The organism is Clostridium sp. AF15-41 (genome assembly GCF_003604095.1).
GTDB lineage: Bacteria > Bacillota > Clostridia > Lachnospirales > Lachnospiraceae > Coprococcus.
Genome location: NZ_QTMQ01000014.1, coordinates 1 through 23292 on the forward strand (window position 1 = coordinate 1; position 23292 = coordinate 23292).

Genomic DNA, 23292 nt, shown 5'->3' on the forward strand with positions numbered 1-23292 from the left:
TTTTTATATTCAGTTGTAACACATGTATTGTAATCCTACATATGCGTAGGAGAAGGTCGATGAGAGGACTTGGCTTATAGTCGGTTCTGTGATAGAATAAATGATATCTGCGGATATTTAAAAGAATCGGCAGGAGAAATATACAGAAATGGAAAAGGCGTATCAGCCGGGGTGAGAGATGAGATTTCGTCCGTGTATCGATATACATAATGGAAAAGTAAAACAGATCGTTGGCAGCAGCCTTCAGGATGAAGGCAATACTGCGAAGGAGAATTTTGTATCTGAGTATGACGGGGCTGCATTTGCAAGGATGTATAAGGCTGCCGGGATACATGGTGGACATATCATTTTATTGAATCCTGCGGGGAGCGGGTACTACGAAGCGGACTGCCATCAGGCAGAGCTGGCGCTTGCGGAATATCCGGGAGGGCTGCAGATCGGCGGCGGAATCAATGCCGAGAATGCCGGACGGTTTCTTGATATGGGAGCATCCCATGTGATCGTCACATCCTATGTCTTTAAGAATGGTGAGATCAACTACGATAATCTGACTGCGATCAGACGGGCAGTCGGAAAGGAACATTTGGTGTTGGACTTAAGCTGTAGAAAACGCGAGGACGGATACTACATTGTGACAGACCGCTGGCAGAAGTTTACAAATGTGAAGATAACAGCAGATACATTGGACATGCTTTCCGATTATTGTGATGAATATCTGATCCATGCTGTAGATGTGGAAGGTAAGGCATCCGGTATAGAGATGCATATCGCAAAGCTTCTTGGAGATTGGGGCAGAATGCCTGTAACTTATGCAGGTGGTATTGCATCATTTGATGATCTGGATAAGCTCCGTGTGTTGGGGAAGAGCCGAATTGATTTTACGATAGGCAGTGCACTTGATATTTTTGGAGGCCATATGAAGTATCAGGATGTTTTGCAGTATTCAGATCAGTAATGAAGTGTTGAATGAACACAGAGTTATATGTACAGTTGAGAAGGAAGGTACATAGCAATATAGAAAACATGGAGGGACAATAAGACATGAGAAAAATGAAGAAGGTTGCAGTCATGTGCCTGACAGCAGCGATGACGATGTCGTTGCTTGCAGGCTGTGGCGGAGCAAAGAAGGATACCGATGGTTCGACTTCTGAGACAGAAGTGACAACAGAAGTATCAACCGAAGAAGAGACAACCGAAGCTACGACCGAAGAAGCAACAACAGAGGAGGAACTCGGGGTGTCAGACGGCGATAAGGTTATCAATATCAACTTTGATGATAAAGATACCGATGGTTTCCATACTTATACAAATGGTGGAAATGAAGAAATGACCAATGAAGATGGCGAACTTCGTATTAACATTAAGAAGACGGGAAGCGAAGACTATGCGAACCAGATCTATTATGACGGATTTCGTCTGTATCAGGGATGCGTCTATGAATATTCCTTCGATGTCCGTTCCGATCTGGAACGCACGATCGAATGGAGATTACAGATCAATGGTGGAGATTATCATGCATACACCAGTGATGTGATCACAATCGGTCCGGAGACGCAGCATATCACAGCACAGTTTACGATGGAGGAGGATTCCGATCCTGCACCAAGACTTTGCTTCAACATGGGAAAACAGGAAGGTATGACCGGAGACGAGGCAGAGCATAATATTTATTTTGATAATATTTTATTAGAGGCAGTTGACGCTTCCGGCGCACAGCAGGTAGAGGCAACGCCTGATCCTATGTCTATCAATGTGAACCAGGTGGGCTACATGACCGGTGACTCCAAGGTCGCTACTGTGATCGAAAAAAATGCTAAGTCATTTGAAGTAATTGATGTGGCATCAGGAAAATCTGTATATTCAGCAGATTTGCCGGAAGAAGCTACATACGATCCACCATCAGAGATGTTCTGTAAGCAGGCGGATTTCTCATCCGTAAAGGATGCAGGAACCTATAAGATCAAGACAGATGATGGAGAAGAATCAGTAGAATTCAAGATCGGTGACGACATTTACGGAGATCTGTATAAGGATGTCGTGCTGATGCTTTATAATCAGCGTTGCGGTGTGGAGCTTGATAGCAGCATTGCAGGTGAATTTGCACATCCTGCCTGCCATACAGGTGAAGCGGTTGTATACGGAACAGATAAGAAGATCGATGTAACAGGCGGTTGGCATGATGCCGGTGATTATGGACGCTATGTTGTATCAGGTGCAAAGACAGTACAGGATCTGTTCTTAACATATGAAGACAATGGATATAAGGCAGATGACATCGGTATTCCGGAGAGCGGAAACGGTGTGCCGGATGTCTTAGATGAAGCAAGATTTGAGCTGGACTGGATGCTTAAGATGCAGGATGCAAATGGTGGCGTATATCACAAGGTAACCTGTGATGTATTCCCTGAGACAGTTATGCCGGAAGAAGAGACAGCACAGCTGATCGCATGTCCGGTCTCAAATACAGCGACCGGAGATTTTGCGGCTGTTATGGCAAAGGCCTCAGTTCTTTATAAAGATTACGATGCGGATTTTGCAGCAAAATGTCTGGATGCATCAAAGAAAGCATATGAATACCTGAGCAGTAATATGGATGCTTACGGATTCTCAAATCCGGACGATATCGTAACAGGTGAATATCCGGATACGATCTTCCGCGATGAGACGATCTGGGCAGCGGTAGAATTATATGCAGCAACCGGAGATGCTTCTTATAAGAAAGCAGCCGATGCAATCATTGAGGGTAGTGATATCGTAAACTATGGACTTGGATGGGCAGATGTCGGATATTACGCTCTGTATGACTACATCAAATATGACGGCGGTTCTGCCAAGGCAAACGAATTGTTCTTCAATGAAGTAGATAAGACCATAGATCAGATTAAAGACAATGGTTTCGGTGTATGGGTATCACCAACCAAGACATTTGCATGGGGAAGCAATATGAATATTGCAAATAAAGGAATGTTACTTCTGATGGCAAATAAGCTTAAGCCAAATGCAGATTATGTAAAATATGCTTCATACCAAAGAGACTATCTGCTTGGAAGAAATGCAGTCGGCTACTGTTATGTAACAGGCTATGGTACAAGAACTCCGCTTCATCCGCACCACAGACCATCTCAGGTATTAGAGGTAGCAATGCCGGGTATGTTAGTAGGTGGCGCAGACAGTAATCTGGAAGATCCATATGCAAAGGCTGTTCTTCTGGGCAAAGCACCAGAGAGCAGATATGCAGACAATGCGCAGTCATTCTCCTGTAATGAGGTGACGATCTATTGGAATTCTCCGATGATCTATCTGATGTCAGGACTTGGCAACACGAAATAAACACACAAAATAACACACACATAAATAGCACAGCCGATCGGGATAACTGTTCGGCTGTAGCTGGTATAAGAGAGTTTTCATTATGGACAAAATAAAGAAGTTATTAGAAAAAGAAATTGTCAGATATGTAATAGCAGGTGGGGCAACTACGGTTGTAAATATTGTATCTTTTTATCTGCTGCGTCTGTTTACCGATTTGTCAAGAAGCGTAGCGAATATCATAGCTATATCACTGGCGATTTTATTCGCATTCTTTGCAAATAAGTTTTTTGTGTTCACAGAGAGCAGTAAAAAAGATGCAGGAACGCTGATACGGGAATTTATCTCCTTTGTCGGAACAAGGCTTCTTGCGATGCTGGTTGAAGTTGTCGGCACGAATCTGTTATGTGATTCGTTCCGCTACAATGAATTTATATCGAAGATCATTGTTCAGTTCTTTGTAGTCATAATCAATTATGTATTCGGTAAGTGCTTTGTCTTTAAGAAAGAAAAAACGTCAATCCGGATATTTATGAGAAGAAATTATCTTATCCTGCTTGCGGGAGTGATTCCTGCGTGCTTCCTTTTAGGGGTATGGATCGCGGAAAAGATCGGACCGTTTGGAGGAAACAGTCTGACGATGGTAGACAGTCTTCATCAGTATCTTCCGTTTTTCTCAGATTATTATGACAAGTTAAAGAATGAAGGCAGTCTGTTCTATACATGGGATATCGGACTTGGAAGTAATATGTTGGCGATCATCGCATATTATATTGCATGTCCGATCAATTTCCTTGTTGTATTATTCAAAAGAGAACATATCTATATAGCAATGAGTTTGTTCATCGGAATCAAGATCGTACTTTCCGGTATGTCATTTGCATATTATATGCGTGAGAAATGCAGGACTTATAAGACATATGATGCTGCAATCCTGATCTTCTCAACGGCATATGCGATCAGTAATTATGTGATCGGATATTCATGGAATCTGATGTGGATGGACTGTATCATGATCCTTCCGCTCATCATGGCAGGCTTTGAGCGTATGACAGAGAGTGGGGATTATAAGCTCTATGTTCTTTCTTTGTTCTATGCGCTGATGTGTAACTATTATATGAGTTTTATGATCTGTATCTTCCTCGTTATGGTCTTTCTGCTGACGAACCATAAGAGTGTGAAGAGATTCTTTACCGATGGCTTCCGATTTGCCGGATGCTCTCTGCTGGCAGCGGGTATGTCGGCATTTCTGTTGATCCCGGCATATCTGGGATTGAATACAACAGCGTCGGCGACCAGAGTATTTCCGAAATGGGAATGGTATGGAAGTATATGGGATCAGATCAAACAGCTGTTTTATCTGACGAAGCCGATCAAGAACCAGCAGTTTGACGGCGGCCTGAACATTTATTGCGGAACGATCTGTTTTGTTCTGGTATTTGTCTATCTGTTTAACCGGAACATTAAGCTGTGGGATAAGATAAAGAATGTGATCATTCTGGTAGTGATCTTTGCAAGCTTTAATAATAAGCTGTTGAATTATATCTGGCATGGCTTTCATGATCAGTACGGAATTCCGAACCGATTCTCATTCCTGTTCATTTTTCTGATGCTTGCCATGTGCTGTGAGGTGCTTCTGCTTCTGGATAAGAAAGATACCTTTGCGGTACTTCTGGCTGTAGCGTTTGGATATGGTTTCCTGATCTTATCCTATAAGAAGTGTACGATTGAGCGTCAGACCCTGATCTGGACTGAGATATTCCTAACGGTATATGCATTGTTAATACTGGCATTTACCCTGACAAAGGGAGTCTGGCGGAAGCTTGTCATATATGTACTGACCATAGCCTGTCTGGTAGAGACGGTCACAAATGGAATTAAGGGATATGACAGCAACGGATATGTCGATATCAGCCAGTATTTTGGCATGGAATCATCGATGAATCAGGCGATCGATACACTGGACTGTAAGGACAAGGCATATAGGGTAGAGCTGATGAATACAAAGGTCGTAGATGAGCCTACTTATTATAATCTTAAGAGCGTCTGTCTGTTCGGATCGACAGTGTCCGCTGATCTTGTCGATATGATGCATGACCTTGGATATTACACAGGCGCAAATGAATTTCTGTTCGATGGCGGTAACACCTTATCCAATTCATTACTGGGTGTGCGTTATCTGTTACAGAGAGAGGGCGAATATAATTATTTTGATGTCAACTATGTAACAGATGTAGACGGAGTGAACATATATGAAAATCCATATGCGTTAAGTCTTGGCTACATGGTAAATAATGATCTGTTAGATTATGATGGTACGATCGGTAACATGTTCGATACCTTAAATCAGTTCGTGAAGCTGTCAACCGGTGTGCCGGGTGTATTCTCACAGTTATATCCGGAAGTAACGATGTACAGTGATAACTGCGAGCTGTCACATGATAGTGATACCAGTGAGTATTATTCCTATACAAGAACGGACAACAGCAAGTGTGATTTTCAGCTGAGCTTTGATGTGACGGATGAGTCCGCAGATATCTATATTCTGGCAAACAGCTCTGGTATCAATAAGGTAAGGATCTATGTAGACGGAGAGGAACAGAATTATGAGAGACTTCAGAACCAGACTTACCATGTCGGACATCTGGTTCAGGGACAGACCGTAACGGTTGAGTATTGTTTCCAGAGTTCACAGGCGAACAGCGGAAGTGCCAGACTGGTCGTATCTTCCTTTAACTGGGATTCCTTCTTACAGGCATATGATATATTAAGTGCTCAGCAGATGCTGGTTGGTAAAATGGAAGATGGTTATGTAAAAGGATATATGACGATCGACTATCCGGGACTGCTGTTTACATCCATCCCATATGATAAGGGATGGACAGCTTATGTAGATGGCAAGAAGTATGAGATCGATACGGTAGGAAATGCTTTCATAGCTTTGAAGCTTGCGACCGGAGAGCATGTGATCGAGTTCAGGTATTTCCCACCGGGCTTGAAGCTTGGACTGATTTTTACATTTGCATGCTGGATCTTGTTCGGATTCTTATGCGGAAGAACACAGCTTCAGAATCGCCTGGAAGGTGCGGCATCCGGCAAGCGGAGACGCAGAAGTCGGTCAGGTGAAATTTCCGATGTAGAGCCATCAGATATAATAGAGGTATCAAAGGATGATGAGAGGCTTCCGGAGTCTGTACGGAATGAAGCTGAACCGTCGACAGATGATGATTATTACAAGCATGTAGATGAGATCCTTAAGGATGTATTTGACGATGACAAGAAGTAGAGATCGGGAATCTGAGCATCTGCAAGGCGACCATTTGAAGGCTGTAGATAGGATGTATAACATAGATAAAAAATGAGTGGCGTACATCCGGTAAATTTGTTTATATCTGACATATTATAAAAAGAAACAGAATAATGTTGTTAGTTATATATAGTAAAAAATATCAAAAAAGGCCTATAGATTTTATGAAAAATCTATAGGTTTTTTTATCATCTCGTTGACCTTAACATTCATTTATAATATAATAACATGTGGAGTCAAAGTATTAGATTCAAAAAAGTAGAAATAGAGGTGCATCAATGGAGAAAATTAAGGAGTTGGGTTGGAAACCGGTCGCAGCAGCCGGTGCGGTACTTGGTCTTCTGGCTGGTATCTTAGGTGTTGCAGGGGTAGGAGCGGGTGCTCTGATCGTTGGAATACTTGCTGCGATTGTAACATTTGGAGGCTTGTTTATCGTCTGCGGTGACAGTGCCGGAGGCAATGGTGGCAAGGGAGATAAATATAAGAAATTATTTATGAACCTGCCAATCGGATTTGCGCAGGCAAAGATCATAGAAGATCCTGTAAACGGAACCAGTTATCAGATCGTAGATGCAAACGAGATCTTTGGCGAGTACTTCAAACTCGATGTCAGTGATTACACCGGCAAGAACCTGAAGGAGAGCAAGATTGAAGTTCTTCAGGATATCAATGCATGGTTCACGGCATATAATAACTCCGGAACAAAAGAAGGAGATCTGATGGATGTCGAGATCACGATGGAATCACTGCAGAAGGTATTCAATACCGTAATGTATAAATCCGAAGCAGATTACATTAACATGGTCGTTATCGATATCACAGATCAGAAAGATACAGAGAACAAATTGTCCAAGGCAATTGTTGATGCGAATGCAGCCTATAAGACACAGGCTGAGTTCCTTGCAAATATGAGCCATGAGATCCGTACACCTATCAATGGTATTCTGGGTATGCTCCAGCTTACATTGATGGCAGATGATCTTCAGGCAGATTACAGAGATAATCTTGTAACCGCAAAGAACTGTGCGGATACATTGCTCCGACTGATCAATGATATTCTTGATATCAGTAAACTGGAAGCAGGAAAATACAAGATCAAAGAAGAAACATTTGATATCAAGCAGGCGATCGAGGAGACGGTTGCTGCACAGGTACCACTTGCAAATAATAAGGGGTTACAGCTCGACTGTTCATTTGGAAACAATATTCCAAAGCTGGTAAAGGGCGATGGACAGAGAATTCAGCAGGTATTAAACTGCCTGTTATCAAACGCGATCAAGTTCACCTCCGAAGGAAGTGTCCGTGTTAAGATCGCATCCATGGATATGGAAGGGGAAAATAAAGTTAAGATCCGTATGGCGGTTGCAGATACCGGAATCGGTATTTCAGAAGCAAACATGAGCAAGCTGTTCATCCGTTTCAGTCAGGTTGATTCTTCTGATACAAGAAGATACGGCGGATCAGGACTTGGACTTGTAATCACAAAGCAGATCGTTGAACTGATGGGTGGTAACATTCAGGTTCAGAGTAAAGAAGATATTGGTTCTACTTTCATCGTAGAAGTACCTATGAAGGTTGTAAAGGCATCTGATGATGCATTAGAAGAGGTTGAAAAGGAAGAAGAACCGGCAGTATTCTCAATCAATGCACACAGCAAAGCAAGAATCCTTGTAGCAGAGGATGAACCGGTTAATCAGCAGGTAATCGGTAAGCTGCTTGGTATGGCAGGCTTCTCTTATGATATTGCAGAGAATGGTCAGAAAGCAGTTGAACTCTTCAAGCAGAAGATCTACGATGCCGCTTTATTCGATGTACAGATGCCTGTTATGGATGGTATCGCAGCTACGCAGGAGATCCGTGAGATCGAGCAGAAAGAAAAGAGAAAGAGACTTCCAATTATCGCAGTAACGGCGAGAGCGATGTTCGGCGATAAGGAACGAATCCTTGAGAATAAACTGGACGATTACATAGCTAAGCCATACAATCTGAATGATGTTGTTGAGACATTAAATAAATATATTGATGATTAACGTAAGGAGGTCATTTGAAAATGGCAGGTAATTTTTTTCAGAATGCATTTGAAAAGACAAAGTCATTAGCCAATCAGGCAGTTGACAGTACAAAATGTGCTGCACAGAAGACGAAGATAAAAGGTAAGATCTCATCTGAGAATTCAAATCTTGACAGAATCTATACAGAGATCGGAAGATATTATTACAATCTGAATAAGGAAGAAGCGCCGGAGGAGATCAAGCATCTGTTCGACAGCGCTGCAAAGGGCTTAGAGAACATCGCAGCTCTGGAGAAGGAGTACAGAGAAGTAGAGGAACAGGAACACCGTATCATGAACAGTGGCAATCAGTATCAGCAGACACCACCACAGGGTATGTATAATCAGCAGATGAACGGAATGCCACCACAGGGTATGTACAATCAGCAGATGAATGGAATGCCACCACGGGGCATGTATAATCAGCAGATGAACGGAATGCCACCACAGGGCATGTATAATCAGCAGATGAATGGAATGCCACCACAGGGCATGGCACCACAGATGAACGGAATGCCGCCACAGGGCATGGCACCACAGATGAATGGAATGCCGCCACAGGGCATGGCACCACAGATGAATGGAATGCCGCCACAGGGCATGGCACCACAGATGAATGGAATGCCACCACAGGGTATGGCACCACAGATGAATGAGATGCCACCGCAGGGCATGGCACCACAGACAAATGAGATGCCGTCTCAGCAGAGTCCATCACCTGCGCCTCAGGCAGAGCCTGCTCAGGAATCGTCACCTGCGACAGCTCCGATATCCCAGCCGGAAGCAGTTCCACAGAATGAAGAAAATGCTTAAATAAACAGACATAAAAATATAGCCCCCATATAGCTAGGTTAGTTATATGGGGGCTGTGTTTGTGTGTTGAAATTTGTTTTTACTATGAAAGCGTTCCGGTTGGCGAACAGGTCAGTTTAACGGTCTTTGTGATTGTATTTATAATCTTACCACTGGAATATTTATTTGCTGTTGCGGTAGCAGTTCCATAATTAGAACAGCGGGTGCTGTATTTATTGGATATCTTCCAACTAGAATCCTTAATAGTAGTGGATATAGACGAAGATATGCATGTTGCGGTTGCGCCATTGTATGAGAAACGTGCAGTTACTGTTACAGACCAGAGAACAGTACCATTAGCATTCTTACAATAAGTTGTTTTGTAGCCGGTCTTTGTTTTTGCTGTATTTGATGCCATAGGAGAAAAAGAAGCAGTTTCTTCTATAACTGTCTCATAATATAAGGTATCATCTGCCAATGTTTCATTTGTTGCAGCCTGAGCAGTCATTATTGGTGCAAAAATTAAATGCAGACAAAGAATGATACCTGCGATAATACTTATTTTTTTCATTTGTATGTTACCTCTGTGTTTGTTAATTTGTTGTTTCTGCTGTTGAGTCTTCCGTTGGTAATACTGCATCTCCGGGAGGATTTCCATCTTCCCATTCGCAATCAGGAAGTTCCCCAATTACTGTTTCGGTATAAGCAAGCTGAGATTCATTCGCCATGCGGTATATATTATATTCATAACAAAGCCCTGCAAAGAGGAGAGTTAAGATCGCGATCATTAAGAGAACCAATGTAGATCTGATATAAGCAGAGGTTGAAAGATCTTTTTGCAGGGTCTCTCCATCCTTTGATGTAAGATAAGTGATCACTTGATCTTTGGGCTCTCCAAATTCTTGTTTTAATGTAGTTAAAGTGATAACAGCACCTGTCTCGGCATATTCCTCTATCGTAGAACGGATATCTGAAAGAAATTGTCGCTCCATTTTACGATACACAGGAAGTGTTCGTTTTATATCATGTAAATAACGCTTAACTGCATGTTGTTCCTGCTTATTCATGGATTTCCTCATCTCCTGTATAGTTTAAAATATTATTGATCGCCTCGTGTGTTTCCCGGTAATCTTTTAACAGAAGCTCTAAACGCTTTTTACCCGAAGCTTCCAGATGATAGTATACACGCATTAGACGTTTCCCGGCAGGCATCTTATAATCAGAGATCAAGCCTGCATCAATTAATTTGTATAGTGCCGGATACAGTGATCCTACAGGTATATCCATGACACCATTTGTCTGTTCTTTTAAAATCTGAGTTAATTCATATCCATAATAGTCTCTCAGACTTAACAGATACAGAACCATAAGTTCAACAGATCCCCTCCTGAAATTACTTTTGTTGTTGTCCATAGCAACACCTCGCTTATATTTGAATCTATTAATTCTTAAGGTTATGTGTTCCGAATATAGACTTATAGATTCCTAATATATTATAACATAGGATTTTTATAAGTAAAGTATTATATGATATAAAAGTTAAACTTATATATAGAAATACTTTATTTAGGAAAGCTAAAATATTGTTGACGAAGGGATAATGCAGAGTTAATATAGTGCGTGTAATGATACAGGGATTTATGAGCATGCAATTATATTATCTATCTGGTTACAGATTGGTAAGTCAAAAGAAGTGTACAATTTTAAGAATCATTGTGAAGACTTGTCAATAGTATTTAAATGAAGGAGGGAGGATAACGAAAAGCAAATTTTTTGGTAATGGGTATAGTAATATTCGTTAGACATAGAAAAATATTCAAAAAAATGTTTCAGATAAAAGAGGTAAAAACGAATAGTAATGAATTACAATACTAAAGAAAGGGGTATATGATAATTAATTTAAAATTATCATACAGTGTAAAATGAAATATAATTTAAAAGGTTTAATAACAATATTACTTGTAGTAATTCTTTTGTTTAATGTTACTGGTATAGTAAAGGCAGAAACGACAACTGATAAGAATACAATAGACTATCCATATACTATATTTGCGGAATCTGATGAGAACGGTGCTATTACAATTAATGCAGATAATTTTTGCATAAATGGCAATATAGCCACGAATGGCACAATTGTTTCTAGTGGCAATATGAATATTAATGGAAGTAAAAAAGAAAATGTTAATGAGAATGTAATTTATATTTTTGATAAAATTGAATCGCAATATTTTACTAATTGTAAAATTGAGAAATATACCGATGATTATATGGTTAAAGATCAAAATATAGATATTAACACACCTGTGGAGGTAAAGGGAGATATTACTCTTAGTGGAAATGTAAACATTAATGCGCCAATTAAAGCTTATAGGGATATTTCACTGCAGGGTGAAGTGAAAAATTCAAATGATTCTATAATTTATTCAAAATATGGAGATATTGTTATTGATAGTTTAAATGTAAATTTAAATGGATTAATTTATGCTCCGTTTGGTAATGTTGAGATTAAGGCTCAAAATCTTAATCTTAATAATATTGTTATTATTGCAAATAGTATAACATTTGAATGTTCAAGTATAAACGCTAATTATAATAAAAAAATAGCAAATTTTGTGGGGGTTAATTCAGAGAATTTTGTTATTCCATATGAAGATTATATTTATTTTTTGAAATCACGTAGTGATTTATATGATAACACAGAATGCGGTGATATTGATGTTGATAAGTTTATTCAATTAAGTGATGATATAAGCGAGTATGCAAATGTAGATATAGAATATGATGGAATGCAGGTGAAGAAATATATTACAGATTTGGATGAAATATATGGTGATAGCATTACATCCCTAACTGGTTTTAGCTATGAAGAAATTGCTAAAAAAGTACTTTCTATGCAATATGGAGTTGATAAGGGTCAAGTTGTATTGGGAAAATCTATAAATCTTTTAGATGCGAATAATATAAACACATATAAGGGCTTTAACTATGTTATAGAAGGAAATAAAGGCTATATTACAGTTGCAACACATTCAAAGGAAGCTTTAATCAAAGATGTTGTTGAGGGAGAAATTTTACCAGAAAAATATGGTGATTTATATTATTTATCATCTGGTGAATTATATTATAAAAATATAGATTATTATACATTAGATGGTGTGTGTATAGATAAAGATGAATTTTCTGAATTTTTAAGAGAAAGGAAAGAACAGTATTACAATCTTACTTTGAATTTGCTTGCTGACTTAGAGACAGAATGTGTTTATCAGTTAAATAATCTTATATATGTTGATAATTATAACTATGATGATATGTTATTGCAAAAAAGATATGATGGACAATCTGGTTCGGGATATGGTGGTATCGATAACTGTGCCAAATATTTGAAAGATAGATATGGCGGAACTATAACTAAAACATCTTCAAAATCTTTAACAATGGCAACTTTTTCACAAAGTAGTCTTGATAATGGTTCTAATTGCTCTTTAGCAGCAATAACTAGAGTGTTATATTATTATAACAAAAATGGATATACCAAAATAAGTAATGATTATAAAACTATATATAGTAAGGTTAAAAAAATTGCAAAAAAATATGGATATACATCTCGTGATGGAATTTCAGCAACAAAAATAAATAATGTCGTTAATGATGTACTTAAAGATTATGGATATAGTAAAAGTAATTGTAAAGGAATATATGTATGGAATTTTAAAAATCAGGTAAAGAAAGAAATTGATAATAATAGACCAGTAATTATGAATATAGCTAGAGGGTATTATGGTAATCACACAGTAACGGTATGTGGTTATGCAATATATAAAAGAAGTTCAAAAAAATCTAAAATCAGTTCAAATAAAACCTATAATATGATACAGGTTTATGATGGTTGGACAACATACAAAAGATTTATTGATTATTCAGCATTTGCTTATGACTTAGTAACATCAGGATTCGGTTCTTTTAATACCGTAACAATGAAAAAGTAAGGGAAAAATTATGTGGAGTTTTCATTTATTAATTATAGTGTTTATAATAATATTGATTATCACTATGGTTATGTTTTTAATAAAAAAGAAATCTGTGGGTTTAATTATGTTGATAGCAATATTAATTTTGTGTGGAGCGGGAGTAGTACTTTATAATACGGTTTTTTACAATAATTCGAAATATATTACAATTACAAATAAAAACAATAAAGAATTTACTATAAATATAAAAAACCATTTGTTGCAATATGAATACACATATGCCCAATTCAGTAGTGACGTATCTTTTGATATTCTTCAAAAAGAGTTAAAATCACATTATAATAATGCGTATTATGATGATACATTAGATCAGTATGTATTTATAGAAGATAATGTGATATATACCATTAAATATTATGAACATTCTAAGTTTTTATGGATGGACAGATATAAATATTTATTTTCGGCTAATACAATCGAAATAGAAAATGATTCAAATATTTATAAGATTTCATTTCCAAGAGAAGCAATTGCCGAAGAAGAAATATTTAGTACGCAAATGGAACTTAAATGTGGGTACGAAGAAATAAAACCATACTATAGTGCATTTACTAATGCAAAATTTATAGATAATAAAATTATATTGGACTATTATACACAAAAAATAGTACTTTCATTTAAAGATAATACTGTAAAGATTGAAATCCAGAAATAATTATAGAGTTATCTTGCGTTATATGGAGAACGGCAAACTGCAAAAGATTCGGTAGCGTGCAGCATATCTGAGGCTTTAAAAGCAAAATTTAAGATTTGATATATACCAGATGCAGAAAGATATATGCTAAAATAAGGTATCAATTTCATATTGATCACAGAGGGACATGTAAAGGCGAATTATATGAAAGGGAGAAAACATGAAAAAAGCGTTTAAATGTTTAATGAGCAGCATATTGATTTTTGCTATGGTGGTAACAACAGGTATCAGCAGTAAAGCCGCAGAGCTTAAGGATGGAACTGTTTCACAGGCTTCCGTTCAGGCATCGGAAGCAGAGTTATGTGGAAGTAATGCAAAGGGAGGCATCACGACACATTCATGGAAACGGTGGATAGCTACGAATACCACATGGCATTTTTATTCGATATATGCTGTATATGAGATACCCGATAAGCTGAAAAATGCAGAATGGACGGTATCGAATAAGCAGATTGCCAAAGTTGTAAAGACGAAGAATGGCATGGCGATCAGAACCGGTAAAAAGACAGGAACTGTAGTTGTACAGACAAAGTATAGAAGTGAGTCAGGAACGGTTGTATATAAGATAAAGATTCAGGTTGTGAAAGCACTTTCGGCATACAAGGGAAAATCTGTGAAAGCAGAGCTTGTTGAGCTTGATTCGGACTATATGATGGTTTGTTATATGCTGTATAACGGAACCAACAAAGAGCGCAGATACAACAATAACAGGAAACTCAAAAAGTATGAAAATGGCAAATGGAAGACAGTAGCAGAAAAGAATATTACATGGACAAATTGGTATGACCTGCCGGCACATAGCCGCAAATATGTTACATTCAATCTGGGAGATCATTATGATCTTTCAAAGCTGAAAAAAGGGACATATCGTTTATACGTTGGATACGGCAAAAAGTATATTACATTCAAAATCAAATAGCACAATGCGTCTATGATTCAAAATAGCACAAGTGCTGAAAATTACATATGTGTATCAGAAAAAGATCTGTTTCGGCAGGTCTTTTTTTGATGCCAGAAAATGGGTAAAGGTGAATTATCAAGGTAATGTAATGGTTTTTATCGGGAACAGATTACCGATGGAAAAATGTGCTGATTTGTGTCATGTGCGGGAATCTGTGTCAAGTTCAGAATGGTGAAATATAGTTTATTTTCTGCGTATTTACTTCGCTTTTTCAGAATGCTAACGTATGGATACGCTCTTGACGGACACGAAGATGAGTAGCTGTTCACAGGAGAAATATATAGGTCAGATGAAAGGAGGGAGAGATATCGGCAGAGATTGAGAACACAGGTATGATGCTGGTTGCGGGTATCGCAGCATTATATGACATCAGAACATGGAAGATTCCGAATTGGTTGATCCTGTTAGGACTTGAGACAGGTATTTTTATCACCGTTTGGCAGAATGGAGTTCGTACCGGAAGTATTCGTGTACTTGCAGGGATATGGATTCCAATCGGTATTCTGTATGTGATGTTTCTGGCAGGATGGCTTGGTGCGGGAGATATCAAATTATTTTCGGCTGTCGGAGCATTTTGTGGATTTATGATCTGGAAGATCGTGCTGTATGCATTTATTGCAGGTGGAATTATGTCATTGTTTTATGTGATAAATCTGCTCATCCGCAAAAAGAAACGGCGTGGTTTGGATGGCAGGGCAGAGAGACACAGGATTCATTTTTCTCTGGCTATCTGGCTGGCGTGTCTGGTGTATGTAGTATATGGATAAAGGAGGTTGCTGTATGAGACAGAGAAAGCTTGGCATCTGTGATCCGGATATCAGATATGCAGTTAGTCTGATGAACTATATTAATGCTGATATCGGAAATTCTTTTCTGGCATTTGCATTTTCAACGAGAGAGAGTCTGTCGGAATATCTTACAGGCAATCATCTGGATCTGGTACTGGTTGCAGAAGACTGGATGGCTGATGCGGCGTTCTGGGATACATACACAGAGCTGTGTGTGATAGGAATGTCGGAGCATAGTGCAGAGAATGTTATTTGTAAGTATGAAGATGCAGACAAGATCGTTCAGGATATCCTGCGCTTTTTCCGAGCCGGATGTAAGAGCCTGTCCAGTGAATTGTTTTGTTCATATGCTGTTATCTCACCGCTTGGGCGTTGTGGGAAGACAAGATTATCGAAGTGCATCTGTTATCTGGACGAGGTAAGAGGTGGTCTGTACATCGGATTTGAAGCTTATGGGCTTCCTGCAGTTATCGGAGAAGTTCAGGAGCGGTATACGATGTCGGAGCTTGCTTATCTGATCAAGACGAGGTCGGATCAGATACTTGACTATGTGGAACGGAGCGTCATTGCGGATGGGAAGATGGGGGTTATTGATTCTCCCCGATCCTATCTGGATATTCGGAATCTGGATGCGGCAGATATGTGTTGGTTCTTAGATCGGCTCTATGCATGGGGAAGATACACCACGATCGTATGTGATATTGATGGAGGCGTACTTGGTGACAGTTCGGTTCTGGAAGCATTTGACCATGTGATCGTGCCGGTGTTTGATGAAGCGTATGCGAAGGAGAAAGTGAAAGTATTCCGGAATTGCCTGAAACGGCAGGATCTTGGAAAGATCGTCAGCCGCATGAAGTGCGTAGAAGTTCCAAATGCTGAATATGACAGTGCGGAGATGATTCGTTGTGCGGGAAACCTCATGGAAGAAAATGGCAGGGAGGGTAGCAGAAGCTGTTATGGAACAGGAAATAAAGAATGAGATGAAGCAACGCATCCTTGCGGAGCTCGATATGTCACAGGAAATTGATGATATGGAAGTCAGACGGCTGGTCGATCAGTGCATTATGGAATATAAGGGAACGATAGAGCTGCCATTGCCTGCACGGATAAAACTTAGAAAGGAGCTGTTTAATACTGTAAGGCGGATGGATGTATTGTCGGAATTCCTTGAGGATGAGAGCGTGACGGAGATCATGATCAATGGCTATGACAATATCTTTATTGAGAGATCCGGCAGGGTTTATAAGGTTGATCAGACATTTGAGAATGAGGAACGCCTGGCTTCGATCATTCAGCAGATCGTTGCAGGCTGTAATCGTATTGTAAATGAGGCGGTTCCTATCGTGGATGCCAGACTGGCGGATGGTTCCCGTGTGAATGTGGTATTGCCGCCGATTTCATTAAATGGACCGACGATGACGATTCGTAAATTTCCGAAAGAGAAAATGACGATGGAACGCCTGATTGAGGTTGGGGCATTATCAGAAGATGCGGCAGAGTTCCTTAAACGGCTGGTGAAAGCCCGGTACAATATCTTTGTATCAGGAGGAACCGGAGCAGGCAAGACTACGTTTCTAAATGCATTATCTGATTATATCCCACAGCAGGAACGGGTTATTACGATCGAAGATTCTGCGGAACTACAGTTGAAGAATGTAGTAAATCTCGTTCGGCTGGAAAGTCGGAATTCAAATGTAGAGGGAACGAATGCTGTTACTATCCGGGAGCTTATTAAGTCCAGTCTTCGAATGCGGCCGGATCGTGTGATCGTAGGAGAGGTTAGGGATGCGGCTGCCATTGATATGCTTGCGGCTATGAATACCGGACATGATGGGAGCCTCTCTACCGGACATGCGAATTCTTCCGGAGATATGATCACTCGTCTGGAATCTATGGTATTGATGGGAATGGAGCTTCCGCTGGAAGCTGTTCGCAGACAGATCGCATCTGCTGTAGATGTCATTATTCATCTTGGAAGACTGAGGGATGGTTCCAGAAAGGTGCTGGAGATTGCCGAGGTGACCGGGATGCGTGAAGGACTGGTAGAACTTCATACGATATATGAGTTTGAGGAGATGGTGGCGGGAGAAGAACAGGAGGTTACAGATATGGTTTATGCGGCGGCAGGAACACTGTCGGAACAAAATGTGACAGATGGTTTTCAGCTGCAGAAGGTTACAGGCAGACTTCGGGCGCGGGCAGAACTGCTGCATCAGGAGAAGTTCCTACGTGCCGGGATAGCTTACAAGAGCGTATTATGTGCGGAGGTAAGGTCAGAAGGTGCCGGGGTGTGAGATTTTCGGAAGGATCTCCGATAAGGTTTCCGGCAGTATTTTCAGAAGGATCTCTGGTAGGGTTACCGGCGGCATTTTCGGAAGAATCTCCGGTAAGGTTACTGGCGGAAGATTTGGCAGAAAGGAAGAAAGGGATGAACAGACAGGAGGATACAAGAAGAAAAACAGATTATAGAATATACAGACTGTCTCTGCCTGAGGTGGCGGTGTGTCTGATCCTATATCTGGGGCTTGCCGGAATCATTAGTTTTCTATATTACAATTCTCCGCTTCCTATACTGATTGCAGCGCCGGGAGGTGTGGCGGCACTTCGAGTCTTTCGAAGCAGATGCATAGAGAAACGACAAAGGCAGTTGTATGTCGAGTTTAAGGATATGGTGCAGTCGCTTGTGGCAAGTATGGGAGCAGGATATGCATTTGAAAATGCATTTACGGCGGCATATGAAGAAATGCGCAAGTTATATGGAGATTCCGGTCTTATCGTGAAGGAATTGAAATGGGTGATACGTGGGCTTCGAATGCATGAAGATATAGAATATCTGCTTCAGGATATGGGAGAGCGTTCCGGAGTTCGTGAGATATCGGAATTTGCGCAGGTTGTCGGTGTGGCAAAACGAACCGGTGGCAACATGGTTCACATTATGAAAGCAACGGCGGCAGATATCAGCCGGAAGATGGAAGTGGAGCTTGAGATACAGACGATGATCGCAGCGAAAAAATATGAACAGAAGATTATGTTGATCGTTCCATTTTTCATTCTAGCATATCTGCGGATCGCAAATGGAAGCTATATACATATTTTGTATGAGAATATAGCAGGCAGACTGATTATGACAATCTGTTTGGCTGTAAGTATCCTTTCTGCTGCATGGAGTAGAAAAATGATCAGGATAGGAGTGTGACGGATGGAGTTACCGGGTGTAAGAAGATTATATAAAAGGTATGGCAGGTATCTGGATCACAGGAGGGTCAGAGCCGGTCTGCGTAAGGTTCATGTAGTATCAGAAGAACGTCTGGGACAGATATGTGAAGATTATTATACCGGGCTGATATCCAGAACTCTTATGATATTGATCTTAATGGTAGTTCTGATGATTGCCGCAGGGGTTAAAGAATTCAATCAGGAACGAAAGGTGGTGCTGGATCGCGACTCATATGGAGGAGATGAGAGCAGTATGGAATTGCAGACAGAGATCGATGGAGAACAGAAACATTTTCATGTTGCGGTACTTCCGGTCATGTATGATGCCGACAGCATAGAGCAGGCATTTGATGCGGGATTTGAATATCTGGATTCAGTGTATCTGGGAGAAAATGAGAGCGCAGATCAGGTGAAGAAGGATCTGAACCTGATTGATGAGATCGAAGACCTTGGACTTGATGTTTCGTGGGAGATAGACCGTGATGACTGTGTGGATTTTAAGGGTGCGATTCTGGATGGTGATTATCCGGAGCCGGTTCTGGTCAATCTGACGGCGACGTTATCGTATGAGGATTTTCAGGCGGTAAGGCAGTATCCGATTCGTATAACCGGGAAAGAAAAGACGAAGACGGAACAGGTTATAGATCAGCTGAAAGAGCAGATCCGATTTATGCAGCTTCAGTCAAATGACAGCCGGCAGTTAGAGCTTCCGGCTGAGTTGGACGGATATGCTATTACGACAAAAAAGAGTATTCCTTTGCCATTTATAGTGTTCTTATTATGTGTAAGCATTGGTGTTCTTCTGGTTTGCAAAGGATATTCTGATCTGCATAAGGCAGGACAGAAGCGGAATCAGGAACTGATGCAGGCATATCCATCATTTGTCGATCTGTTGTCATTGTATATGGGAGCGGGTCTGACAGTAAAAGGAGCACTTCTAAAGATCGTTACTATGACGGATAGTCGTATCCTTTCGGAGGAGATCAATTATACATTAAATGAGATCCGATCAGGCATACCGGAGACAGAAGGGTATTACAGATTGGGAAATCGACTGGAGCTTCCGGTCTATTTGAAGATGATGACGCTGCTTTCTCAGAATATCAGAAAAGGTACAAGAGATATCCTGAATATGCTTGCAGAGGAAGAGCTGTCAGCACTTCAGTTGAAACGGGAACTTGCAAAGAAGAAAGGAGAGGAGGCAGGAACCCGACTGTTGTTTCCTATGATATTACAGCTGGGCGTTGTAATGATTATCGTGATAGCGCCTGCACTGATGGGATTTTAAAGAATACCATAATTGGATCAATATTGTCGGGACTTTAAATAATGTCGGAGCAGAAAGTTCAAAACGAAAAAATAAGTTAAGTAATGAAATAAAAGAGAAGGAGGAAGGGTGCCGGATAAACCGGAACCTAAGAGAGCTATGAAGAATGTAAAACGTTTTTTAACAGATGAAAGTGGAATGGGTGTTGTAGAGATTTTGCTGATCACAGTTGTGTTGATCGCAATGGTTCTGATCTTTCAGAACAAGATTACGACGCTTGTAAATAACATATGGAAATCAATCGGTAAGAGTGCAAAGAAGATCTATTGATAAGGAGGTCAGAATGAGAAATCAGGGACAGATCACAGTATTTCTCAGTCTGATACTGATAAGTCTTCTGGTTTTGTTCCTTGCGGCTATCGGAGTGGTTGAATTTCATATGGACAGAGCAAGGGTATCGGAGGCTGCGAAAGGAGCCTCCGAGCATATCAAAGCCGATTATCAGGAGCAGATATTTGAGGAATATCATGTGCTTTTGCTGGATAAAACGTATGCAGGCAGAGGAGAGGGAGCGTTGGAAGACAGAATGCTTCGTTATCTGGATTATACACTTTCGTCATATGGATTTCAGATACAAGATGTCAGTCTTACCGGAATGAAATCTGTGATGGATTCACATTGTGCGCTGCTAAGAGAGCAGATCCGCGATTATATGACTTTGTATTTACAGGTAAAGGCAGTAAAGGATATTGGAGAATGGATGCGGTTGGATGATCGTTCGGCTGAGACTATGGCACAGGAGATTGCAACAGGGAAGCTGGAAGAAAGTGAGAAATCCGGTGACTGGCAAGGTGAAGATCCAAGAAAAGTATTACAAAGAGAGATGAAGCATGGATTGCTTGATCTGGTACTTCCGGAGAATTCCGGTGTATCAGGTGTGAAGATAGAAATGAGCGAGCTTCCGTCCCATACCGGACAAAAGGATTCGGACAGCAGACAGGATCGTGCAGATGGTGAGGATGATTGCAGCGTGGATACTTCATTTGAGGATATTGATCGTCTGGAAGCAGATATGCAGAAGATGACCCGAAGCGGCTCATCCGAGAGTGGAGAAGCCGGAAATGGTCTGTCGGAGATGACAGATGCAGGGAAAGAACTGCTATATGGGTTGACGTGCTTTGATTATTTTACAAGAACCGATGGAAAGGGACATCCGTTGCAATGCGAAGTCGAGTACCTGATCGCAGGCCGGGATAATGATTATGATAACCTGCAGGCCGTTGTAAACCGGATAGTGCTTCACAGGATGCCTGTTAATATGGCGGTATTATTGACTGACCCGGAGAAGATGGCAGAGATCGATAGTATAGCACTTACATTATCACTTGCACCGGGAATTACATATGGAGCCGCCAAATATCTGTTAGTGGCATGTCTGTCTTATGCGGAGACATTGGTGGAGATTCGCTCGTTACTTGCAGGCCATAAGATTCCGCTTGTAAAGACAGGCGCGGAGTGGACTGTAGATTTTGACAGTATCGGAAAGCTTACTGAACTTGATCGGATGGATTATTCAGGTGCGGATGGTGTTGATTACCGGACATTTTTATTCCTGTTTCTGGCAGAAAAAGGAGATGTCATATATGAGCGCATGTGTGATGTTATGCAGATGGTTGTAAGGGAAAAACAGCCGGAGTTTTTGATGAGAGACTGTATCTGTGCATACACGGCAGACCTTGATATCCGGAAGCACGGGACAAATTTCAGCATTGCTATAGAGGCTTCATATCAGGGACAGAGATAATTGCCAGAGATATGTTGAATCAAGATGTTTGCAGAGATATGTCGTATCAGGATTGGAACAAGATAGTAATGTCTTGTGACATTTGGTGATCGTTTGGACCTTGGAGAGGGTCTGAAAAAACTACTACAAAGTAAGATAAGGGGTGGTGTTATATGCTCTCTTGCTTGTCAGGCGGCATGGTTAATATGGTAGTGATACACGTAAAAAGAATAATTGTATGTATAATGTCCCCGTCTCTCCACGGAAAGTTAGATTTTGGTGCCATGCGCAGGGCAAAGAGAGTGTATAAGACCATCCCTTTAGATCAGAAACAAACAGGAAATCGGGGAAGTGCAACATTAGAAGCCATGCTGGTGTTACCGCTGTTTTTATTGGCAGCATTTGCCTGCTTCCAGATTGGGAATCTCCTTCAGACCAGAATGCTTGTATATGAAGCGATGCAGGAGACTGCACAGTATATGGCAGAGACCAAATATATGGAACTGACAGATTCAGAAGCTGACGCGAGCTTAGACGCTGTTACAGCAGGGATAGTGCTTCATACCTATATAGATGATGCGGATTTGGTTGACCGATATGTAACAGGTGGAAGTAGCGGGATACGGATAAGTCAGGCGGATTACGATACGACTGATGGATGCATCTATCTGCGGCTTGAGTATGGCTTGCAGCAGGAGATTCCATTTATCGGAATAATCAGGTGGAAGGTTTCTGAGCAGATTTGCCAGAAAGCATATGTGGGTCTGATCTTGGACGGAGCAGATAACGATGACAGTTATGTATATATTGCAGAGACAGGTGATGTCTGCCATACCAGCAGAAACTGTTATCATATCCGACTGACGATTCGACAGACAGAGTTGGAGCAGATACAGGATTCGCTATCTCCCTGCGAATTATGTGCAGAGGGAAAACATGCAGATTCTGCGGTGTATATGACAGAGACGGGTGACCGTTATCATCTATCGATAGGGTGTTCAGGACTGAAACGTACGGTGACAAGGGTTCGCAGGTCGGATGTGACTGGGCTTCCCTATTGCTCTGAATGTGGCAGATAGAAGACAGAAAGGGGATAT

Annotated in this window: 20 protein-coding genes; 17 read left to right on the forward strand and 3 right to left on the reverse strand. The window is 40.7% G+C overall.

Annotation, left to right across the window (positions count from 1 at the left end):
- The first annotated feature begins 178 nt into the window (after window positions 1-178).
- The 5 genes from hisA to DWW43_RS09875 all read left to right on the forward strand — a co-directional run bounded on the left by hisA (window position 179) and on the right by DWW43_RS09875 (window position 9479).
- Entirely contained in the window at window positions 179-955 is a 777-nt protein-coding gene (gene hisA, locus DWW43_RS09855; protein WP_119963465.1) for a phosphoribosylformimino-5-aminoimidazole carboxamide ribotide isomerase, read from the forward strand.
- Between the two features lie 86 nt (window positions 956-1041).
- On the forward strand, window positions 1042-3330 hold the full coding sequence (locus tag DWW43_RS09860; protein ID WP_119963466.1) for a glycoside hydrolase family 9 protein: 2289 nt from the start codon (window positions 1042-1044) through the stop codon (window positions 3328-3330).
- An 82-nt stretch (window positions 3331-3412) separates the two neighbouring features.
- The gene (locus DWW43_RS09865; protein ID WP_119963467.1) at window positions 3413-6595 is read left to right on the forward strand and encodes a GtrA family protein; all 3183 of its coding nucleotides are present in this window, start codon (window positions 3413-3415) and stop codon (window positions 6593-6595) included.
- Between the two features lie 299 nt (window positions 6596-6894).
- Window positions 6895-8646 carry an ATP-binding protein gene (locus DWW43_RS09870; RefSeq protein ID WP_008400436.1) on the forward strand — a complete coding sequence of 584 codons (1752 nt, stop codon included), beginning with the start codon at window positions 6895-6897 and terminating at the stop codon, window positions 8644-8646.
- Window positions 8647-8666: 20 nt separating this feature from the next.
- Window positions 8667-9479 carry a hypothetical protein gene (locus DWW43_RS09875; protein WP_119963468.1) on the forward strand — a complete coding sequence of 271 codons (813 nt, stop codon included), beginning with the start codon at window positions 8667-8669 and terminating at the stop codon, window positions 9477-9479.
- Between the two features lie 82 nt (window positions 9480-9561).
- On the opposite strand, the gene DWW43_RS09880 is transcribed toward DWW43_RS09875, so the two are convergent.
- The 3 genes from DWW43_RS09880 to DWW43_RS09890 are packed head-to-tail and all read right to left on the reverse strand — an operon-like array spanning window position 9562 to window position 10871.
- On the reverse strand, window positions 9562-10029 hold the full coding sequence (locus DWW43_RS09880) for a hypothetical protein (RefSeq protein ID WP_119963469.1): 468 nt from the start codon (window positions 10027-10029) through the stop codon (window positions 9562-9564).
- A gap of 22 nt (window positions 10030-10051) precedes the next feature.
- Window positions 10052-10525 carry a DUF6120 family protein gene (locus tag DWW43_RS09885; RefSeq protein WP_119963470.1) on the reverse strand — a complete coding sequence of 158 codons (474 nt, stop codon included), beginning with the start codon at window positions 10523-10525 and terminating at the stop codon, window positions 10052-10054.
- Entirely contained in the window at window positions 10518-10871 is a 354-nt protein-coding gene (locus DWW43_RS09890; protein ID WP_008400431.1) for a PadR family transcriptional regulator, read from the reverse strand. Before DWW43_RS09890 ends, DWW43_RS09885 begins: the two co-directional genes overlap by 8 nt.
- A 509-nt stretch (window positions 10872-11380) precedes the next feature.
- On the opposite strand from DWW43_RS09890, the gene DWW43_RS09895 reads away from it, so the two are divergent.
- The 12 genes from DWW43_RS09895 to DWW43_RS09945 all read left to right on the forward strand — a co-directional run bounded on the left by DWW43_RS09895 (window position 11381) and on the right by DWW43_RS09945 (window position 23274).
- Complete coding sequence (locus tag DWW43_RS09895) at window positions 11381-13444, forward strand: C39 family peptidase (protein ID WP_008400429.1); 2064 nt, start codon at window positions 11381-11383, stop codon at window positions 13442-13444.
- Window positions 13445-13550: 106 nt separating this feature from the next.
- A complete protein-coding gene (locus tag DWW43_RS09900) occupies window positions 13551-14141 on the forward strand; it encodes a hypothetical protein (protein WP_133302415.1) in 591 nt (196 codons plus the stop codon).
- Window positions 14142-14340: 199 nt separating this feature from the next.
- Complete coding sequence (locus DWW43_RS09905) at window positions 14341-15099, forward strand: immunoglobulin-like domain-containing protein (RefSeq protein WP_008400425.1); 759 nt, start codon at window positions 14341-14343, stop codon at window positions 15097-15099.
- Window positions 15100-15473: 374 nt separating this feature from the next.
- Complete coding sequence (locus DWW43_RS09910) at window positions 15474-15908, forward strand: prepilin peptidase (RefSeq protein WP_119963471.1); 435 nt, start codon at window positions 15474-15476, stop codon at window positions 15906-15908.
- 13 nt (window positions 15909-15921) lie between these two features.
- On the forward strand, window positions 15922-16908 hold the full coding sequence (locus DWW43_RS09915; RefSeq protein ID WP_119963472.1) for a hypothetical protein: 987 nt from the start codon (window positions 15922-15924) through the stop codon (window positions 16906-16908).
- On the forward strand, window positions 16886-18223 hold the full coding sequence (locus DWW43_RS09920; RefSeq protein WP_119963473.1) for a CpaF family protein: 1338 nt from the start codon (window positions 16886-16888) through the stop codon (window positions 18221-18223). The genes DWW43_RS09915 and DWW43_RS09920 overlap by 23 nt, the downstream gene beginning before the upstream one ends.
- Window positions 18210-18398, forward strand: coding sequence for a hypothetical protein (locus DWW43_RS12110; protein ID WP_165853059.1), 189 nt, complete (start codon window positions 18210-18212; stop codon window positions 18396-18398). The genes DWW43_RS09920 and DWW43_RS12110 overlap by 14 nt, the downstream gene beginning before the upstream one ends.
- Window positions 18358-19125 carry a type II secretion system F family protein gene (locus tag DWW43_RS09925; protein WP_165853060.1) on the forward strand — a complete coding sequence of 256 codons (768 nt, stop codon included), beginning with the start codon at window positions 18358-18360 and terminating at the stop codon, window positions 19123-19125. Before DWW43_RS12110 ends, DWW43_RS09925 begins: the two co-directional genes overlap by 41 nt.
- A gap of 3 nt (window positions 19126-19128) precedes the next feature.
- A complete protein-coding gene (locus DWW43_RS09930; RefSeq protein WP_119963475.1) occupies window positions 19129-20433 on the forward strand; it encodes a type II secretion system F family protein in 1305 nt (434 codons plus the stop codon).
- 108 nt (window positions 20434-20541) lie between these two features.
- A complete protein-coding gene (locus DWW43_RS09935; RefSeq protein WP_347475262.1) occupies window positions 20542-20742 on the forward strand; it encodes a Flp1 family type IVb pilin in 201 nt (66 codons plus the stop codon).
- Between the two features lie 13 nt (window positions 20743-20755).
- Window positions 20756-22216: a DUF5702 domain-containing protein gene (locus DWW43_RS09940; protein WP_119963476.1), complete on the forward strand. Its 1461-nt coding sequence runs from the start codon at window positions 20756-20758 to the stop codon at window positions 22214-22216.
- Between the two features lie 281 nt (window positions 22217-22497).
- Window positions 22498-23274, forward strand: a complete 777-nt coding sequence (locus tag DWW43_RS09945) for a TadE family protein (protein WP_165853061.1) — start codon at window positions 22498-22500, stop codon at window positions 23272-23274.
- Window positions 23275-23292 lie beyond the last annotated feature (18 nt).

Excerpts from the sequence above, each read along its gene's own strand:
- hisA (WP_119963465.1), top strand. The coding sequence starts at position 179 with ATGAGATTTCGTCCGTGTATCGATATACATAATGGAAAAGTAAAACAG.
- DWW43_RS09860 (WP_119963466.1), top strand. The coding sequence starts at position 1,042 with ATGAGAAAAATGAAGAAGGTTGCAGTCATGTGCCTGACAGCAGCGATG.
- DWW43_RS09865 (WP_119963467.1), top strand. The coding sequence starts at position 3,413 with ATGGACAAAATAAAGAAGTTATTAGAAAAAGAAATTGTCAGATATGTA.
- DWW43_RS09870 (WP_008400436.1), top strand. The coding sequence starts at position 6,895 with ATGGAGAAAATTAAGGAGTTGGGTTGGAAACCGGTCGCAGCAGCCGGT.
- DWW43_RS09875 (WP_119963468.1), top strand. The coding sequence starts at position 8,667 with ATGGCAGGTAATTTTTTTCAGAATGCATTTGAAAAGACAAAGTCATTA.
- DWW43_RS09880 (WP_119963469.1), bottom strand. The coding sequence starts at position 10,029 with ATGAAAAAAATAAGTATTATCGCAGGTATCATTCTTTGTCTGCATTTA.
- DWW43_RS09885 (WP_119963470.1), bottom strand. The coding sequence starts at position 10,525 with ATGAATAAGCAGGAACAACATGCAGTTAAGCGTTATTTACATGATATA.
- DWW43_RS09890 (WP_008400431.1), bottom strand. The coding sequence starts at position 10,871 with ATGGACAACAACAAAAGTAATTTCAGGAGGGGATCTGTTGAACTTATG.
- DWW43_RS09895 (WP_008400429.1), top strand. The coding sequence starts at position 11,381 with ATGAAATATAATTTAAAAGGTTTAATAACAATATTACTTGTAGTAATT.
- DWW43_RS09900 (WP_133302415.1), top strand. The coding sequence starts at position 13,551 with ATGTTGATAGCAATATTAATTTTGTGTGGAGCGGGAGTAGTACTTTAT.
- DWW43_RS09905 (WP_008400425.1), top strand. The coding sequence starts at position 14,341 with ATGAAAAAAGCGTTTAAATGTTTAATGAGCAGCATATTGATTTTTGCT.
- DWW43_RS09910 (WP_119963471.1), top strand. The coding sequence starts at position 15,474 with ATGATGCTGGTTGCGGGTATCGCAGCATTATATGACATCAGAACATGG.
- DWW43_RS09915 (WP_119963472.1), top strand. The coding sequence starts at position 15,922 with ATGAGACAGAGAAAGCTTGGCATCTGTGATCCGGATATCAGATATGCA.
- DWW43_RS09920 (WP_119963473.1), top strand. The coding sequence starts at position 16,886 with ATGGAACAGGAAATAAAGAATGAGATGAAGCAACGCATCCTTGCGGAG.
- DWW43_RS09925 (WP_165853060.1), top strand. The coding sequence starts at position 18,358 with ATGAACAGACAGGAGGATACAAGAAGAAAAACAGATTATAGAATATAC.
- DWW43_RS09930 (WP_119963475.1), top strand. The coding sequence starts at position 19,129 with ATGGAGTTACCGGGTGTAAGAAGATTATATAAAAGGTATGGCAGGTAT.
- DWW43_RS09940 (WP_119963476.1), top strand. The coding sequence starts at position 20,756 with ATGAGAAATCAGGGACAGATCACAGTATTTCTCAGTCTGATACTGATA.